The organism is Sporomusa termitida, assembly GCF_007641255.1.
Classification (GTDB): domain Bacteria; phylum Bacillota; class Negativicutes; order Sporomusales; family Sporomusaceae; genus Sporomusa; species Sporomusa termitida.
The window spans coordinates 2,228,781-2,246,558 of the sequence record NZ_CP036259.1; the positions used below are offsets into that span (position 1 = coordinate 2,228,781).

Below are 17,778 nucleotides of genomic sequence, written 5' to 3' on the forward strand. Positions count from 1 at the left end.
ACACCCCCCTTGGCGGAGTTATAATTACTCCTGCATAGCCGCATATTTTCCGGCCACATAACCGGAGGAAAAAGCTGCCTGCAGATTAAAACCACCGGTATAGCCGTCAATATCAATAACCTCGCCGGCAAAAAACAGGCCTGGCAGCAGTTTGGATTCCATCGTGCGTGAATTAAGCTCTTTGGTGCTGACCCCGCCGGCTGTTACTATTGCTTCAGCCACAGGCCGTGTCCTGGATATTGTAAAGGGCAGATGCTGCAATATATGAAGCAGACGCAGGCGTTCTTCTTTCGTAATCTGATGGACAAATTTATCCGGGTCAATAAAAGACAAATCAATGATTACCGGTATTAGCTTGGCCGGCAATAAATCATGCAGGGAATTTTTCAATTGCCGGCGGGCGAATTTTGTAAAATCCCGCTGCAGGCGCTTGTCCAGGGTTTCGGCAGACAGGGCGGGTTTGAGATTAATCTCAAGGACCACTTCCGGGGCGGGCACTGCCGCCAATAGCTCGGAAACTTTTTTACTCAGGGATAAAATAATCGGGCCTGATAAGCCATAATGGGTAAACAGCATTTCGCCAAAATCCTCAGCCGCTTTTTTGCCATTGCCCAAAACTGCGGCCGCTACGTTTTTCAGCGACAGGCCCTGTAATTCCCTGATCCAGTTTTCTTCGACCTCAACCGGCACCAGCGATGGTTTAATGGGTATGATCGTGTGCCCTGCTGCCTGGGCCAGGCGATAACCATCCCCTGCAGAACCTGTGCCTGGGTAGGAGGCTCCCCCGGTGGTTATGATGACAGCATCGGCCAGATATTCTCTGTCGGTTGTGGCGGCACCGGTAAGAGCACCGTTGGCGAAAAGCAGTTTTTTCACAGTTTGTCCCGTTTTTACGGCAACATGTAGTCTGGCCAATTCTTTAGTAAAGGTTTTAATAACATCTTTGGCCTGGTCGCTAACCGGAAACACCCGTCCCCCGCGCTCTACTTTCGTTGGCAGGCCGGCCTGCGCAAGCAAATCAACAATATCCTGATTGGTGAAGGCATTAAACGCGCTATATAAAAATGCACCGTTACCCGGCATATTTTTTACCAGTTCGGCAAGTTCACAATGATTGGTTAGGTTACAGCGGCCTTTACCGGTTATGAGTAGTTTCCGGCCAACATCTTTCATTTTCTCCAATACCGTCACTGCCGCACCGTGCCGGGCAGCGCTGATGGCAGCCAATAACCCGGCTGCACCACCACCGATAATGAGCACCTTCTTCATCCTGGTCACACTCGCTTTCCAGAAACTCTGTATAGTTAGAAAAACCCTTATTTATCATTGAAATAAGGGTGAAAAACTTAGCCGTTTTTTTTCCTGCCAAGCAATTTAAGTTCTTCTACCTCCCGGGGCAGCAACAGGCGGTACTGCCCCCGGCGAAGCCCTTCCAGCGTTAAGAAGGCATATTGAATTCGCTTTAAATTTTTCACAGGGTAGCCGATCGCCTCGCACATCCGGCGGATCTGTCTGTTTTTTCCTTCATAAATGATTATTTCCAAAGTGGTTAGCTTTTTCTCCCTGTCAATATCCACTATGTTAATCTTGGCGGGGGCGGTAACCCCGTCTTCCAGCTTAATACCCACCCGCAGTTTATCAAGCTTTTCTTCCGGGGGAAAGCCTTCGACCTTAGCCAGATAAGTTTTGCTGATCTCATGACTGGGATGAGTTAAGGCGTGGGTAATATCACCGTCATTAGTCATAACTAACAAGCCCTCGGTGTTATAATCCAATCTGCCGACAGGATAAATGCGTTCGGGGATTTTGGCAACAATATCGGCCACTGTTTTACGGCCCTGCGGATCTTCCAGTGTTGTTAGCACGCCTTTGGGTTTATTAAGCAAAAGATAAACATACTTTTCGGCTTTTAACAGTTTACCATCAACCGCAACCCGGTCTCGCCGGGGCTCAATCTTAGTTCCCAGCTCAGTCACAACTTTCCCGTTGACTGTAACCCGGCCGGCGGTAATGATTTCCTCCGCATCCCGCCGGGAAGCAATTCCGGCGTGGGCAATCACTTTCTGCAAACGTTCCAGCATAGAATTTGATTCCTACTTTCCTGCATAAATTATTCCTGGATAAATTGACTAAAATCTGCCTGTACTTTACAGGTGCGTACCCGGCTATTGTTTCTGGTTAGCCGTTCACAACTGCCGCAGATGCCTTCACCACAGCACATTGTGGTATTATTGGTAGCTGCCATAGGCAGATTTACTCCGGCCGCCTGCATGGCCGCAATAATGCCGTAATGCTGACTGTCAGGACCGGCACTCACGATTAACTCAGGACAGGCCTCCGGGTCAGCTAAGATTTCAGCCAGGGCATGCATACCAAACTGCCGCATTGATGTTACTTCCTGTACCTGAATACCGAGTACGGCCAGCTCAGCGGCAATAAACACAGTGCCTATTTTACCTGGTGCTAAAATAGCCTTAACACTGTTGCCGTTTGTAAGCAGCTTCCGGGCTATCGGCACGGCCGGCGGCTGCCCCATCCCCCCAGCTATTAATAATATTTTACCATTATCTACATTGTCAATCCAGGGCTGACCAAAAATACCGTTAAAATACGGACCACGAACCAATACCTGCCTGTTGCCGTCAGTAAATAAGCGGGAGGATTTGGGGCCTGCACCTTCGATAACTACCTGGATGTTATTCCCGTCAACCTTCATGACACCAACCGGAAAATGATAGAATTGCTGGTCCGACGGCCGGCGCATGAATATAAAAGAACCGCATTTGGCCAGCGATTGGGCAAGGGCAGGCAGCACCTCAATTTCCAACAGGTATGTATGTTCAGCAATCTTCTGCTTAATGATAAATTCTGTATCAGATTCCAGCCGGACCGGGCTGTCAGCATCATTGGTCCAGCGGGGCTTTTTTTGCTGCCACTGCTTTTCGTATAGTATGCACACTCCGCTCCAGTTGCAATCACATACCAGTTCACCTTTTAAATGACTGCAAAATGTGCAATGGTTAGTCTGAGACAGCAGGCACGGACAATAAGGTGAGTTAATATCTATACAGCTCATCAAAAGTTTGTTTAACATATTCACACCTCCTATACCAAGCAGGTATTATAGATATCTGTTAGATTGGTTTTTGTTACGCGGTCATTAACTTCTCCCCGCTGCGAAGAATACAGCTCCAGCTTTTTCATGCGTTCAAAATAAACAGAGCCGGAAAAGGTATACCTGAGTCTGAGTCCCTCTTCGGTAGTCATTTGCTCATGAATAAAGGCAATGAAATCACCGGCAGCCAGTTCGCTTGGCAATTCCAGATACTGCATGTCGAGACAGCAGCGTACCGCATTATGTCCTGCCAATAAGCCGGTGACCACCGCCTCAGTATGCCCAACCATAATGCCTGCTTTTTCGCCGGCACAGAATAAGTTGTCTACTCCGTCTACTTTCAAAGAGTGACTACAGGGGGCCATTCCCAAGTACCGGATCGAGTTCCCCACACCGCCTGAATAGGGGTCCTCATACCGGGCCCGTTCCAACCCGGGGATTGTTCTTAATGCATCCAGGGGGAAAAACGGCGTCATTAGTTTGGCGTGGCCGGTATCAATAAGCACAATATTTTCGGCATAATCGGCAATGGCATACTGGGAACACGCCTTTTTGCCAAGCATGCCGGTTTTTTTCAGATTTTCCGGCAGGGGGATAACGACCATGCCCTCTTTTTCGAGCTGATCTTTAAGTTCCGGTCGCAGTGAATCTTTATTTATTTTGCAGGAACCGCTCATTGCTCCGTAGGAGCCGTCAGCCTTTTTCCCAATAATTTCTTTAACATCGGCCTTAGCTGTAATGCTTACCCGTGGGCCAAAAGTCGGACAGCGGAGAATGCACATCGCACAGCCGTTGCCGTATTTTAAGCAGTTGCCCATTGGTCCGGAAGTGCCGGTTGTATCGACAAAAGCATCCCCTTGAATTATTTCATCATTATCATTTACAAGGTATTGGATTTTTTTACGATATTTAACAACATTTGCTACCCTTGTTCTGCTCCTGACATCTATACCATAGTTCTGCAGTATCTTTTTTACCAAAGGTTCCATCGTAGTTACATCATAAAAGGAAGCATGACTATGTCCAGGAAAATGTATGCCCCGGTGTCGGCTATTGGCATCCATAGCTACGAATAAGTCCCCGCCACCCATAGCAATGGCTTCTTCAGCCGCCGTAAACCGTCCGTTATTGCGAAATATGCCGCCAACCAGACCGGTGCCCAGCAATAAGTCGGTGCGCTCAAGCAACACCACCTGCGCTCCGGCTTTAGCCGCTGCCAAGGCTGCTGCACAACCAGCCCAGCCACCGCCAACCACTACCACATTAATCATGGACTACCCCTCCAATTCCCTGCTTTACATCACATTACAGTGTATTCGGGTACTTACTATCTGCCACTGGTCACGGCATAGAAAAAACTGGTAACAGTTCGTTACCAGTCAATGGGCAAAGAGGAGCTGACAGATATAGACGGAAGCCAGGAAACTGACGACATCGCCGGACACTCCAACCAATACGGCATACCGTGGATTGCTGAGCCCCACGGCCCCAAAATAAACGGTGAGCACATAAAAGGTCGTATCCGTACTGGCTAGTACCGTAGAGGCAATTCGCCCAATCAGCGAATCCGGCCCGTATGTATTTAACAATTCAGTGGCCAGCCCCAGTGAACCGCTGCCGGACAAGGGCCGCATGATGGCCAGGGGGACCAGGTCCGATGGTACCCCCAGAACATTTAATACCGGCCCCATCCAGGCCACGCAGGCCTCCATGGCACCTGAAGCCCGAAAGATGCTGATCGCAATCAGCATGGCCACAAGACAGGGCAGAATGCGGATCGCGGTATGAAAGCCCTCCCCTGCGCCTTCAATAAAGGCCTCATATACTTTAACTTTTCGTAAATAGCCAATAACCGGGACGATAAGCAGTACGCCAGGAATAGCCCAGACTGACAGCTGTTCGCATAATTCAAGCAGCACTAAAACACCCCCTTGTTACCGTTTCCATACTGCCCGGCATAGTCTGTCGATAACAAGAACAAAAATTGTGGCGAGCAGGCTTACAACAAGGGTGGAGCCGACAATTTCCGTGGGATTAACTGAACCTGCTGCTGACCTTAAGGCGATAATTGTTGCCGGCACCAGGGTAAACCCGGTTGTACATAAAGCCAGCAAAGTGCACATAGCCGGAGTCGCCGTATCTTTTTTGGGGTTGAGGGTCTGCAGTTCCTGCATAGCTTTAATTCCCAGCGGTGTTACAGCGTTGCCGAGCCCCAGCATATTGGCGCTGATGGTCATGATAATTGCGCCCATGGCCGGGTGATTCCGGGGTACACTGGGAAATAAAAAACCGATGATTGGCGTCAATATGTAGGAAATGCCCCGGATAAGTCCTGATAACTCGGCAATTTTCATAATTCCCAGCCACAAACACATGACTCCAATTAGATTAATCGTCAGCTCTACCGCACTTTTAGCGGCGCTGATGGCACTTAACGTGACAACTTCAATCCGTCCGTTCAGGCCAGCATAAAGGATTCCACTTGCCATAAGCAGCAACCAAATTACGTTAATCATCATCCATCACCCATTATGATGGTATGAAAGATTTTATTAAGCTAGTACTTCAACTTCCGTAAAAACGAGAATAGTTTGCGTATAGATTTTTTCCTTAGGCATTACGGAATACCAGGGACAGGAACCCCCACACAGAGCTCCAGAGCAGTCCAAAAAAGGATTTCTTTTCTACCGACCGGTCAGCTACCAGGTCACTGCTGGCAACTTCTATATTATTATACATGACTCTTACCGTTCCTAATTTTTGCCCTGAGGTAACAGGGGCATTTAGCTTATTCGGGGCATCGATTACCGTGGAAAACTTGTCATGTTCATTATCTGCCATAGGTATAGTGATATCATTGGTTGCCAGCAGCTTAACATCACTTGTTTTACCTTCATTGATTCTGACGGTCTTTAAAATATCGCCCTGATTAATTACAGGCACCTGTTTAAGCTGCGTAAACCCATAATCCAGCAGCGTGATGGAATCATCCCACATATGATCGCTGTCTAAGACTACGACAACTAACTGAATTCCATTCCGTTTAGCGGCTGAAACCAAACAGCGCCCGGCCGCATCTGTGTAACCTGTTTTTACCCCGTTGGCGCCGTCATACAACCATAACATTTTGTTTTCATTGTATAGATCCCGGTCATGGTCTTTACCGGGCCAGGGAACAACCTTGTGCTGGGTGGCAACAATCTGGGCAAACAGCGGGTTTTTATACCCATAGGCTGTAATTTTGGCCAGGTCGTACGCCGTAGAATAATGGTTTTCGTTTGGTAAACCGCTGCTATTGGTAAAATTACTGTTTACCGCGCCAATGACGTGGGCCTTATCTGTCATTAATTTAGCAAACTTTTCTACAGAGCCTGAGATATGTTCAGCTACTGCCACTGTGGCATCATTGCCGGAAACCAGCATTATGCCGTAGAACATGTCGTGCATTGTAAGCTGTTCACCCTGGGTGAGCCATAGTGAAGATCCTTCAGTACTGGCAGCATTCTCGCTGGCGGTAACCACATCGTCCAGTTGGCCGTATTCAAGCGCTGTAATCAGAGTCATAATCTTGGTGGTACTGGCGGGATAGCGCCGTTCTGTCGCTTGTTTTCCATATAGCACTTTTCCTGTAGATGCTTCCATTACAATGGCTGACTTTGCCGTTATTGCCGGCAGGGGTTCGGATGCGAGGCCGGTTGCGGGTAAAAGTACCAGACACATCAATAACAATCTCCCAAGATTAGCTAGTTGTCCCATTCATCCAATCCTTTCTGTTAGAATAAACCAAAGATTATTATATAATTAAATTCTCCTGAGGTCAAAACTATATATTTTCCATATTTATCAAAAAAGACTTAACCGGAGAGAAAGCTTGCTTTCTCGGGGGATTAAGAGTCACGGCAGCTTCCGCTCCCGGCCGGGAGCGGAAGCAGTGTTGGCGGCATAAGCCAAGTTTTCTAAGCTTGGGCAGTACAATAAATATCCTGGCATTATTTTGTCTGTATCCGGGGATAATATTATCAAATTTAAGGAGGTGTACAGGATCATGGAAACGCTTGATATCAAAACAGCTTTACGTACGACCCTTACCCAAAAGCAGGAGTTGGTACGTGATTATCAATCCTTTGCTGATCGCGTTAATGACAAAGAGGTAGCAAAAATGTTTAAGCATTTTGCCGAGGCGGAAGCATTGCACTCTACACAGATTAAAAGTAAACTGGATGACCTGGCCCAATAGATTACATTATTAAATTTATATGCAAAAACCCACACCGGCATGTGTGGGTTTTTAATATTCTCTTATTTACTACAGGTGAGTTGAGGATTGATGAGTAGGCTGCGTTTCCGCTGTCTCGGCCAGCTGCTCAAGCTCGTCATCTTGGTCGCCACCAAACATGTTTTCAATCTTGTTCATAACCTGTGGCACCATATCAATAAGACGGTCATAAAGCAGGTTACTCTCGACAGACATAAACCGTACCCCGTTCGTTGGCGAACATACCAAAAATCCAACTGGTTTCACACTAATGCCGGCGCCGCTGGCACCACCAAACGGGTGGCTTTGGGCAGTTGTTGTTTCTTCTGCCTCATAGTCACCGCCACCAGCCGCAAAACCGAACGTCACCCGGGAAATAGGAACAATTACCGTTCCATCCGGAGTCTCGACAGCATCGCCGACAATAGTGTTCACATCGACCATACCTTTAATACTCTCCATAGCGGTTTTCATCAAGCCCTGTATTGGATGCTCAGCCACTGCGAGTCGCCTCCTTATACAATGAATTTGTTAAAGTTGCCATAGTTGCAGTAATAACTTTGCCAAGTCTTATTCTTAATATACACTGGAAATCAAGCTGGAGCCGACACTGACCATATACCGGTATGATCTTAATAGCAGGTTTGGCATCAAGCTTTAGACGGGTGTTAAGAGCGGTGAGCAGGAACCCCTGCGCTGCGCCAAACACCCCCATCATTAAGCCGGTAAAGGCGGCGTCATCAAATCCGTACACAATTTTGATATCAATTTTTTGGCAGTGTATCGAAGATACCAGATTGTTAATATAATAGCGGTAAGTACGGATATACCGGTTAACCCCCCGCATCAGTTTGTGGAATTTTCGGGGGTTTGTCAAAAAAAATTCGGCCATTCTTTTGACAAATCGCTGCTCACGGGCCACATAAGTCTCTGTTCCCCCCGCGGGGGCCTTAATTTTTGAGGTGATCCAGGGTAACTCATTATATTGGACAATTTCAATTACCGGAATCTTAATTGTATAAACAAACAGCGGTTTTAAGGCATGTAGCGTGATCGCTAAATGATCGTCATCGTTGTGGCGGCAAAGATAAAGTTCAATATAAACATTGATCCGTGAAAGCATAAATAATAAAATAATGCCTGCTGCAATTATCATTAGCCAGTTAACCATGCTTTCACCCCTTTATCAGATCTTATTAATTTATGCACTTTTCTCATCAATATACAGTCTGTAAATAAGAAAACCGCTGACGCGGTCTTTTGGCTGGGCGCAAAATCAGATAATCCTGGAATACACCTGGAATACAAGGGAACGCTTTTTCCGGTAAAGGCCGGGGGTTACCGGGGGTGCGGGGGCGCCGACTCCTTGCTCTAGCCGGCCATTGACCTTGATTCCCCTTGTTTATAAGGACTTTCAGCCTCTCAAAACTTATAAATTCTGATACATTAATAAAGGCAGTCATGTGACTGTCTTTATTCTGCTGAATGACTTTCCGGCAGCAGGTTGGCAATAGCCGGCAGGTCTCCGAGACTTTTTAAGCCAAAACATTGGAGAAACTCGGTTGTTGTCCCATATAATATAGGCCGGCCGATGGTCTCTTTGCGGCCGATTTCCTTAATTAACATCCGGTCGGAAAGGGTGGTGATAACCCGGTCGGAGCTTACGCCGCGGATACTTTCTATTTCCTGTTTGGTTACCGGTTGTTTAAAAGCCACGATGGCCAGGGTTTCCAAAGCGGCCGTTGATAACCGGGCTTCCTGTATGGCTGCTAATTTATTTATAATATCGAAAAAAGCAGGTTTAGTGCATAACTGGTAGCCGCCGGCTACTTCAACAATGACCAGGCCCCGCTCGGCGGCAGTCATCACTTTCAGCATATCAGCAATTAGTGTATGAACCTGTTCAACCGGTAACTGTAATATCCCGCCAATTTTATCTGCCGGCAGCGGCTGCCCGCTTGCGAATAGCAAAGCTTCGATCGCCCCTTGTAACTGCAGATCAGACATAGGCGCTTCACTCCTCTAATTTCAGATGGATAGGTGCAAACGGCTGCTCCTGACAGACACTGACCTGTTTTAAGCGGATAAGCTCCAATAAAGCTAAAAATGCAGCAATGGCTTCGGTGCGGGAGCCTGTCCGGAAGATTGCTTTGTTAAACTCCAGCTGCCCTTTATTACTTCTCAGCAAAGCCATAATATCGTACATTTTATCTTGTACACTGAACTCTTCGGGCGCAATTATCGCAAAATCAGGCACCGCGCTTTCCCACAGCGCGGCAAAGGCCTTTAACAAATCATGCAAAGAAAGTCCTGCAGGCAGCGAAAACTGTTGGGTGAATTCCTGCGGCAGCCTGGTAAAATATTTATCCCGTTCCTCGCCAAGCTGACCTAAAACTGCCGACAGTTGTTTAAATTTGCGATATTCAACCAGGCGTTCAACTAATTCCAGCCGGGGATCAGCCTCATCAGCAGCCGCTTCACCCGTAACCGGCCGCGGCAAGAGCAACCGTGATTTTATTTGCAGCAGGGTCGCGGCCATAACCAGGAATTCGCTGGCAATTTCAATATTAAATTCTTCCATTGCCGCAAGGTAAGCAAGATATTGCCCGGTAACCTCCGCTATCGGAATATTATAAATGTCAAGCTGATGTTTTTCAATCAGATGCATTAATAAGGCTAACGGTCCTTCGAAGGTTTCCAGCTTAATCGTATAATCGGCCATCGGCTGTCAGTCCAGGTTCATAACGGCCCGGACTTCTGCCATGGTGGCTGCTGCCAGCTTGCGCGCCCGCTCGGCGCCATAAACCAGTATTTCTTTAATTTTAGCCGGATTACCTGCCAGCTCTTTGCGGCGGCCATGAACATCAGCCAGGGTTGTAGTCATTTTTGCGGCCAGGCGCTTCTTGCACTCCACACAGCCAATGCCGGCATTGCGGCATTGGCCGGCAATTTCTTCATAGTCGGGGCTGAAAATTTTATGGAACGTGTACACTGTGCATATTTCGGGGTTGCCTGGATCGGTCTTTTTGACCCGTTGCGGATCGGTAAGCATTTGTCTCACTTTGGCCTGCAGCTCGTCCGGTTCGGCGGCATAGGGGATTTCATTCCCATAGGACTTACTCATTTTCCGGCCGTCAATCCCCGGCAGCAACGGGCTTAAAATTGGCTGCGGTTCAGGAAATACCGGTTTGTACAAATTAGCGAAACGGCGGACAATCTCCCGTGCCAGCTCCAGGTGTGGCAGCTGGTCTTCTGCTACCGGTACCGCGTTGGCTTTATATAATATAATGTCGGCAGTCTGCAATTCAGGATAACCTAAAAAGCCGTAAGTGTTGATTTCTTTACCCATATCACCTAATTGCTGCAGCTTGTCCTTATAGGTGGGCACCCGTTCCAGCCAGGATAACGGCGTCATCATCGATAAGAGCAGGTGCAATTCAGCATGCTCTTTCACATGCGACTGCACAAAGATGATATTTTTTTCCGGATCAAGACCGGCGCTCAGCCAGTCCAGGGCCATACATTCTATACGTTCCGGCAGCAGACGGGTATCTTCATAGGAAGACGTGAGTGCATGCCAGTCAACGATGGAATAAATACAATCATATTCATGCTGGAGCTTAACCCAGTTATTAAGCACCTGAAAGTTACCCATATGAAACTTTCCTGATGGCTGCATACCACTGAAAATGCGTTTCTTAGTCAATTGTATTTCCTCCTGTTACAAAATTGTCATAACAACTACATCGATAATAAAGGACAAACCTCTGGCGAGGGGGTCAATAATCACACCAATCACACCAATATAGACCAGCGCCATCAGGATAAACGGGCCATACTGCTCCAGCTGATCAAATATATGGCCCTGACGGCCTGGCAATAGGCTTGACAATACTTTTGATCCGTCCAGCGGCGGGATTGGTAATAAATTAAAAACAGCCAGAATGATGTTATAAGTATAGGTCAGCCATAAAATCTTAACCCAGTCGCCGCTTAATAATTGCAGTTTAGCCAAAATACCGATAACAAAGGCAGTGATAAGGGCTAATATCATATTGGAAACCGGTCCGGCCAGCGAGACCATGACCATCCCCTGACGATAGTCTTTAAAATGGCTGGGATTAATAGGCACCGGTTTGGCCCAGCCAAACTTGAACAGCCACAGCATCAGCAAACCGATCGGGTCCAGATGGGCAATCGGATTCAGCGTCAGCCGCCCCATGAACCGTGGTGTCGGGTCGCCTAGGGCAACGGCAGTCCGGGCATGGGCGTATTCATGCACAGTCAAAGCAATTAACAGTGCCGGTATTCTAAATATCATATCGGCGTCAAAACCAAACAAATGGAGTCCCCCTTATAAATTCAGTCAACGTACTACTAAATTATACTAAAAAAGCTCTGAAAAGCAAAATGAAATACTTGATTTTTTCAATACTAAAAACACCGCAATATGTTCAGAATAAGCATAGGGTGCTTTCAGCAATATCGCCCAGCATGAAAGGAGGGTTATACGAGTGCCAGCTAAAATGAATGCGGCTATTGTTGTAGTGATCTTTCTGCTTAGTTTGAGCGGCTGCGGATTATTATCAGAACCTGCTCCCAAACCGGAAATTGGTCCGGCCGGCAAACCGGTGGAGTCGAAGCCCAATCCCCCGTTTTTAGAACGGTTTCAGGCCGCGCCCACTGAACTTTATGATTTAGAGTCAACAGCCGGGGTTGTATTTGAAGGTATCGCCAAGGCCGACTGGCCCCAGGCCCAGGCCGGTATTGATAATCTGCAGATTTTATGGCAGCAGGCTAAACCGGCAGTGGGTGATAAAAAAGGGGTAAAAGAGGCCGAGGAGGCCATTGGTAAACTGGCGACCGCCGTTAATGGGCAGAAAGCAACCGCCGCCTATGAAACCCTGATTAAATTTATGGGTAGTGTTGGCGATATCGGCAAATCTTATAAATTATCCCCAATCGCCGATATTATTGCTGTCAGTAATTCAATCCGTAATGTTAGTTTTTATGTGGAAGACAATGACTGGAAAAAAGCAACTGCGAAAGTGAAAGAGCTTCAGGGTACCTGGGAGCAGCTGAAGCCCAGCATGGAGCAGATAGGAATTTTAGGCGAAATCACTAAAGTTCACTCCACCGTAACACAGCTAAAAGATGCCGTTGATGCCGAGAATAAGGGAGCGTTTATGGAACATCAGGCGAATATAAATGAGAGTATGGGGCGGGTCCGGAATTTTTTTCGCGGTAAATGACAGCAGCCGTCTTGGTTTACAGGAAACCAAGACGGCTGCTGCTTATTTTTCCGGTTGTTTTTTTTCATCCTTGCTTCGGTTGTTTTTTCCGACGCCGCCACTGTTTAACCTGTCATTGTCCTGCGGTTGCAAAATAGCCGGGCGCAATATTTTGCTGGGAATGGGTAACCGGAACAGGACCTCCTTCATGGCACTAAAATTAAAAGGCAAGGCCGGCCATAGATAAGGAACCCCGAATGACCGTGAGCTTAATAATAAGAGGAATACGGCCAGGACACCACAGGCAAAGCCCGGTAATTTAAACAACATAACCAGCACGATCAGACTAACACGAAACAATCGCATCGCCATGGCAAACTCCATACTTGGGGTTGCAAAAGCGCCTACGGCTGCAACTGCGGTATAAAATATGATTTCGTTACCAAACAGGCCTACTTTTGTGGCAAATTCACCTAACATAAACGCCCCGATAAAACCTAGCGAGGTTGCCTGGGCTGTAGGTACATGCACGGTGGCCATCCGTACCAGTTCGATACCAAATTCAGCTAAAATAAACTGGAGGCCAAGGGGAATTATCCCCGGGTCACGGGGCCCCAAAAAAGCGAGGGACTCAGGCAAAAGCTGCCGGTTAAGCACCAGTGCCAGCCACAACGGCGGCAGAATGAGTGAAAGCATCACCCCTGCCAGTCTTACCAGCCGCAAATAGGAACCGACCACAACATTCTGATGATACTCCTCAACATGCTGGACATGATGCCAGAAGGTTGTGGGTAAAATCATAATATTGGGTGAAGTGTCAACAATTAAACAAACATGTCCCTCTAAAAGATGAACGGCAGCCACATCAGGCCGCTCTGTGTACCTGACCATCGGCAGCGGATTCCATTTACTGCCGCCGACAATATATTCCTCGATGGCTTTTTCCGCCATGGGGATGCCATCAATATTAATATCATTGATGCGTTTCTTTACTGTCTCAACAAGATCAAGATTGGTAATATCCTTAATATAACAAACCGCAATATCACATTGCGAACGTGTTCCAACCTTAACTATTTCAAAGCGCAGATTAGGATCGCGCAGACGACGCCTGATCAGGGCAGTATTAAACACGATTGTCTCTACAAACGAATCCCTTGACCCCCGCGTTACTTTCTCAATATTTGATTCTGCCGGTGCCCGGACCGGATAAGAACGGGCATCAAGAACCAGGACCTGACTGGCACCGTCTACGAAAAACAGGAGCTCACCGGATAGCAAACTGGTTATAGCATCATTCATATTATCAATCAATTTGGCTTGGGAATGGGTAGTGCGGTGATAAAACAGTTTTTCCATTGTGTTGATTGTTAATTCTTCTTGTTTGTATACTGTCAGTTCTTCAAGAACATTCGACAATACAATATCATTTGTCATGCCATTAATAGAAAATGACGCCGCCCGCTTCCGTCCTACCCTGAATTCGCGAAAAACAACATCAAATGTTTCGCCTACACCCAAATAGTCTTTAATATAATTTATATTATCATCAATCTCTTTTGCAATTTTTCGTTCATCAGCCATAACTAATGCCACTCCGTTTCAGTATCTCTTCAATTGCCTTACGGGTAATGGGGGCGCCCCGGCTTAAATCGTCGTGCTTATCCATTTTGCCAATATCACCGACGCCGATGATAACCGGAATTTCAACATCATTAAGCACATCAACAGTATCGCCGGTAATAACCGGTTTACAGCCACATTCTTTTAAGGTTTTGACTTCCCCTTTTTTATCAACAGAGACATCAGTCATATGGCCCTGGCAATCAACACAGGCATCGGCCTGAACCCCGTCGATACCGGTTGTGTTAGAAGCCACAGCCACGGCTCCTAATACTTCAATATCCGGATGGCTGGCAACGTATTCGAGCGCCCGCTCCCCTTCCGCTTTCTCCTTATGCCCTTTATCATCAAACATGACCAGTACAGGATCAAACGGCACTGTTTTTAACAGTTCGACAATGGTTTTGCCGCTAATCGGCGTGGGGTTGCCGGCGGAGGCGGAAATACAGCGCAACCCCAGGGAGGCGCCGATATTTTCCACCGCATGCTGGGCAACCCGGTCACCATCGGTAACGAGTATTACGCGGATTTTGTTAGTGCTCTCTTGCGGTTTAGTCAATGATTACACCTCATTACTTTTGGCTATTTTCTTCCCCTAATAGATTACTGATTTTATTTGCAATCTGCTCACTTTCACTGATTACCTGCTTGAGTTTTTTCAGACTTGCTTCCAGTTCGTTGGAAAGCTCATACTGGGCCTGGGCCAGGACCTGGGCGGCTGTTTGAACGGTTATACTATTAGGATTACCCTTGCTGTCTTGCTCGCTTTGCTGATTTTGTAGCTGGCCTGTACTTTGCTCCTGCTGCTGTTGGCGCTGGTGTTGGGCCATGCCCGGACTTTGCCCGTTGCCGCCGCCCTTGCTTTCCTGACTGTTATTTTGCAGGAGTATACTAAATAAATTTTTTAATTCCTGAGACACGGCAGCCTCTGGCTTTGAACCTGCCTCTTGCTGCTGACTTTGTCGTAATGGCCTGGCTTTATGCCCTTTATTGGGCTGCGATGACTGATCCTGGCTGTCCGGTTGACCACCGGCATTTAAAGTTGTCTGTAAGTTTTCCAGTTGATTATTGATTTTGCTTAATAAATTCATTACTTCATCAGTATTGTTTTTCTGGGAGTCCTGTGAAATTTTGGCTTGGGCTTGCAGCAATCCTTTGGCCAGGTCGGCGATTAAGGTTTCATCCTCCACTTGCGACCGCTCCTGATTTTGCGATTGACCGGGTTTAATATAACTTGAGATTTTACTGGAAACTCGCTTGGCCATATTTATCACCCCATGCTTTACTTGAAAAGACTAATGAGACTCAAAACCAGGGAAATGACGGCAAATCTAAGGTTTGTGACAGCAAGCGGCTGTTTTAGCACAGCTGTTGGCTTGATTAACTGCGCGTTGCTGACAAACTGAATGCCCCCGGCTGCTTTACTGACAAGGAAATTGGCCAAAGGACCGCTGCAGGCAAACAGCAGGCTTTGTAGTTCACTGAGATTGGTCATTGAAGCGGAGCTGAAAGCTCCGGCCGTAACAATCTTTTCAATATTTGCCGCCAACAAAACTGCCATAAGGATTTGACCGGTGGTGTTTATCACTGCTGCCGCCAAGGCATAATGGGGGTACCGGACCCCAACGATGATGATTGATATAACCAGGCCTATCATGTCTATTGCCAGCATTTATCTACATCCCCGCCTATCCTTTGGGATTAAAAACAATAGCCACGAGCAGGCCGAAAAATACGGCAGCGGTAATTCCGGTAGCTGTGGCCTTCACGGCCCCGCTGAAAATTCCCCAGAACCCTATTTTATTTATTTCTTCAATTGTCCCCGCAACCAGGGCATGCCCAAAGCCCGGCAAGGGAACCATTGCTCCCGCACCACTCATATCCACTAAGGGCTGGTAGAGCCCCAATCCACTTAAAATACCACCTAAAACGACAAACAACACCAAAACATGAGCTGGTGTCAGCGGTGTGAGATCCATAAGCAATTGGCCAATCACACAAATCAAACCACCGATGACAAAAGCCATTATGTATGCCTGCAAAGGGGTTACCTCCTTTATATTTACCCTATATTTCCACGGCTACGGCATGGGCAATACAGGGGATTGATTCTTTTTGCTGATATGATGTCGTACTATGCAAACTTCCCGTGCCGACAAGCAGAACTTTGCGTAATTTTTGACGTTTTAACATCCGGTAAATGTAACCGGCAAAGACCACGGCTGAACTGGCGCAACCACTGGCGCCGGCATGGGCATCCTGCTCTTGCCGGAAGATCATGCAGCCACAATCTTCGTACACGGCGGTTAGGTCAACGCCTCTTTCTTTAAACAATTCAACAACAAGAGCCTTGCCGACACTGCCCAGATCGCCGGTGTAGATCATGTCATAATAACTGGGCTGCCGGCCGGTATCATCAAAGTGGCTCCATAATGTATCAGCTGCTGCCGGCGCCATTGCCGGTCCCATCGCATTGGGATCTTTAATGCCGATGTCAATAATTTTACCCACTGTTGCCGTTGTAATTCGCGGTCCATCACCGGCACCCGAAATTACAAGTGCACCTGAGCCTGTTACTGTCCACTGCGACACTAACGGCCGCTGGACACCGAGCTCTGTGGGAAAACGATACTGCCGCTCGGCCGCATCATGATGACTGGAGACGGCGACAGCAACCTTATTGGCGAAGCCGCCATCAATGAGCATGGACCCAACCAGCATGCTTTGGGCTAAGGTTGAGCAGGCGCCATACATTCCCAGAAAGGGGCGCCCGACATTCCTTATCGCAAAATGGGTACTCATTAATTGATTAAGTAAATCGCCGGCAAGTACATAATCGACATCATTCACACTGCTTTGATCTTTCTTGATTGCTGTTTTTAAGGCCCATTCCATCATGCTTGACTCACATTTTTCCCAACTGTCATTATCATCAAGATTATCTTTGAGTATGTGATCATAAAACTCGGTTAAGACACCCTCGCCTTCCATGGGGCCGACAATATTGGCCGCGCTGGTAATCACCGGTGGGGTTGTAAAAACAATACTTTGCTGGCCGCGTTTTTTGTTCATCCTATCCTCATTCCTCTATAGTTTTATCCAGTACATAAAACCGATAATTACTGCTGTTGAAATGCCGTACACCAAAACCGGCCCGGCAATAATAAACATTTTTGCGCCTATGCCAAAAATATAGCCTTCGCGCTTAAACTCCATGGCCGGGGCGACGATGGAATTGGCAAAGCCGGTTATTGGCACAATTGATCCGGCCCCGGCCCGGCGTCCCAGCTCATCATAAATGCCTAAGCCTGTGAATAAGGCACTTAAAAATATTAAGACGATGCTGACAGGACCGGCAGCCTCTTTTTTGCTTAAACCGGTACTGACAAAATAATTTAAAAAGAATTGTCCCAGTACACAGATCAACCCACCGACAATAAAGGCCCACAATATATTCTTTACTAGCGGCGGTTTTGGCTTTAGCTGCTCAAATTTCTCCTGAAATTTTTGCTGTTCGGCCTGACTGGTTTTGCTGTCAAACATGGTGCACCTCC

At 47.3% G+C, this 17,778-nt stretch carries 22 protein-coding genes; 2 read left to right on the forward strand and 20 right to left on the reverse strand.

Annotation, left to right across the window (positions count from 1 at the left end):
• Positions 1 to 24: 24 nt before the first annotated feature.
• From SPTER_RS10265 to SPTER_RS10295, 7 genes are all read right to left on the reverse strand, one after another.
• On the reverse strand, positions 25 to 1,269 hold the full coding sequence (locus tag SPTER_RS10265) for a BaiN/RdsA family NAD(P)/FAD-dependent oxidoreductase (protein WP_144350330.1): 1,245 nt from the start codon (positions 1,267 to 1,269) through the stop codon (positions 25 to 27).
• Between the two features lie 77 nt (positions 1,270 to 1,346).
• Positions 1,347 to 2,081: a pseudouridine synthase gene (locus SPTER_RS10270; protein WP_144350331.1), complete on the reverse strand. Its 735-nt coding sequence runs from the start codon at positions 2,079 to 2,081 to the stop codon at positions 1,347 to 1,349.
• Between the two features lie 29 nt (positions 2,082 to 2,110).
• Positions 2,111 to 3,094 carry a hypothetical protein gene (locus tag SPTER_RS10275; protein ID WP_144350332.1) on the reverse strand — a complete coding sequence of 328 codons (984 nt, stop codon included), beginning with the start codon at positions 3,092 to 3,094 and terminating at the stop codon, positions 2,111 to 2,113.
• Between the two features lie 11 nt (positions 3,095 to 3,105).
• Positions 3,106 to 4,386: an FAD-dependent oxidoreductase gene (locus SPTER_RS10280; RefSeq protein WP_144350333.1), complete on the reverse strand. Its 1,281-nt coding sequence runs from the start codon at positions 4,384 to 4,386 to the stop codon at positions 3,106 to 3,108.
• Between the two features lie 108 nt (positions 4,387 to 4,494).
• Positions 4,495 to 5,034: a spore maturation protein gene (locus SPTER_RS10285; RefSeq protein WP_211367533.1), complete on the reverse strand. Its 540-nt coding sequence runs from the start codon at positions 5,032 to 5,034 to the stop codon at positions 4,495 to 4,497.
• A 15-nt stretch (positions 5,035 to 5,049) separates the two neighbouring features.
• Positions 5,050 to 5,604 carry a nucleoside recognition domain-containing protein gene (locus SPTER_RS10290; protein ID WP_246105560.1) on the reverse strand — a complete coding sequence of 185 codons (555 nt, stop codon included), beginning with the start codon at positions 5,602 to 5,604 and terminating at the stop codon, positions 5,050 to 5,052.
• Between the two features lie 121 nt (positions 5,605 to 5,725).
• Positions 5,726 to 6,757: a D-alanyl-D-alanine carboxypeptidase family protein gene (locus SPTER_RS10295; protein ID WP_246105561.1), complete on the reverse strand. Its 1,032-nt coding sequence runs from the start codon at positions 6,755 to 6,757 to the stop codon at positions 5,726 to 5,728.
• A 403-nt stretch (positions 6,758 to 7,160) separates the two neighbouring features.
• Between SPTER_RS10295 and SPTER_RS10300 the strand changes: the two genes are divergently transcribed.
• Positions 7,161 to 7,352 (forward strand): rubrerythrin family protein, encoded by a 192-nt coding sequence (locus tag SPTER_RS10300; protein ID WP_144350335.1) that lies wholly within the window; start codon positions 7,161 to 7,163, stop codon positions 7,350 to 7,352.
• 69 nt (positions 7,353 to 7,421) lie between these two features.
• Here the strand turns inward: SPTER_RS10300 and ytfJ are convergent, their stop codons facing one another.
• The 6 genes from ytfJ to SPTER_RS10330 form a co-directional block, all read right to left on the reverse strand.
• A complete protein-coding gene (ytfJ, locus tag SPTER_RS10305) occupies positions 7,422 to 7,871 on the reverse strand; it encodes a GerW family sporulation protein (RefSeq protein WP_144350336.1) in 450 nt (149 codons plus the stop codon).
• Positions 7,864 to 8,541, reverse strand: a complete 678-nt coding sequence (locus tag SPTER_RS10310) for a DUF2953 domain-containing protein (protein WP_144350337.1) — start codon at positions 8,539 to 8,541, stop codon at positions 7,864 to 7,866. Before SPTER_RS10310 ends, ytfJ begins: the two co-directional genes overlap by 8 nt.
• A gap of 302 nt (positions 8,542 to 8,843) precedes the next feature.
• Positions 8,844 to 9,377, reverse strand: coding sequence for an SMC-Scp complex subunit ScpB (gene scpB, locus SPTER_RS10315; protein ID WP_144350338.1), 534 nt, complete (start codon positions 9,375 to 9,377; stop codon positions 8,844 to 8,846).
• Between the two features lie 7 nt (positions 9,378 to 9,384).
• A complete protein-coding gene (locus SPTER_RS10320; protein WP_144350339.1) occupies positions 9,385 to 10,092 on the reverse strand; it encodes a segregation and condensation protein A in 708 nt (235 codons plus the stop codon).
• A gap of 6 nt (positions 10,093 to 10,098) precedes the next feature.
• Positions 10,099 to 11,076 carry a tryptophan--tRNA ligase gene (gene trpS, locus SPTER_RS10325; protein ID WP_144350340.1) on the reverse strand — a complete coding sequence of 326 codons (978 nt, stop codon included), beginning with the start codon at positions 11,074 to 11,076 and terminating at the stop codon, positions 10,099 to 10,101.
• A 15-nt stretch (positions 11,077 to 11,091) separates the two neighbouring features.
• A complete protein-coding gene (locus SPTER_RS10330) occupies positions 11,092 to 11,712 on the reverse strand; it encodes a site-2 protease family protein (protein WP_211367535.1) in 621 nt (206 codons plus the stop codon).
• A gap of 172 nt (positions 11,713 to 11,884) precedes the next feature.
• Between SPTER_RS10330 and SPTER_RS10335 the strand changes: the two genes are divergently transcribed.
• Positions 11,885 to 12,622: a DUF4363 family protein gene (locus SPTER_RS10335; RefSeq protein ID WP_246105562.1), complete on the forward strand. Its 738-nt coding sequence runs from the start codon at positions 11,885 to 11,887 to the stop codon at positions 12,620 to 12,622.
• Between the two features lie 42 nt (positions 12,623 to 12,664).
• Here the strand turns inward: SPTER_RS10335 and SPTER_RS10340 are convergent, their stop codons facing one another.
• The 7 genes from SPTER_RS10340 to spoVAC are packed head-to-tail and all read right to left on the reverse strand — an operon-like array spanning position 12,665 to position 17,767.
• Positions 12,665 to 14,185, reverse strand: a complete 1,521-nt coding sequence (locus SPTER_RS10340; RefSeq protein WP_144350341.1) for a spore germination protein — start codon at positions 14,183 to 14,185, stop codon at positions 12,665 to 12,667.
• Positions 14,178 to 14,783: a stage V sporulation protein SpoVABEA gene (gene spoVAEA / locus SPTER_RS10345; RefSeq protein WP_144350342.1), complete on the reverse strand. Its 606-nt coding sequence runs from the start codon at positions 14,781 to 14,783 to the stop codon at positions 14,178 to 14,180. Before spoVAEA ends, SPTER_RS10340 begins: the two co-directional genes overlap by 8 nt.
• Before the next feature lie 13 nt (positions 14,784 to 14,796).
• Positions 14,797 to 15,489, reverse strand: coding sequence for a DUF4175 domain-containing protein (locus tag SPTER_RS10350; protein ID WP_144350343.1), 693 nt, complete (start codon positions 15,487 to 15,489; stop codon positions 14,797 to 14,799).
• A 17-nt stretch (positions 15,490 to 15,506) separates the two neighbouring features.
• A complete protein-coding gene (locus tag SPTER_RS10355; RefSeq protein ID WP_144350344.1) occupies positions 15,507 to 15,896 on the reverse strand; it encodes a hypothetical protein in 390 nt (129 codons plus the stop codon).
• Positions 15,897 to 15,912: 16 nt separating this feature from the next.
• Complete coding sequence (gene spoVAE, locus SPTER_RS10360) at positions 15,913 to 16,266, reverse strand: stage V sporulation protein AE (RefSeq protein ID WP_342787128.1); 354 nt, start codon at positions 16,264 to 16,266, stop codon at positions 15,913 to 15,915.
• 25 nt (positions 16,267 to 16,291) lie between these two features.
• On the reverse strand, positions 16,292 to 17,296 hold the full coding sequence (gene spoVAD / locus SPTER_RS10365; RefSeq protein WP_144350345.1) for a stage V sporulation protein AD: 1,005 nt from the start codon (positions 17,294 to 17,296) through the stop codon (positions 16,292 to 16,294).
• Between the two features lie 15 nt (positions 17,297 to 17,311).
• A complete protein-coding gene (spoVAC, locus tag SPTER_RS10370; protein WP_144350346.1) occupies positions 17,312 to 17,767 on the reverse strand; it encodes a stage V sporulation protein AC in 456 nt (151 codons plus the stop codon).
• Positions 17,768 to 17,778 lie beyond the last annotated feature (11 nt).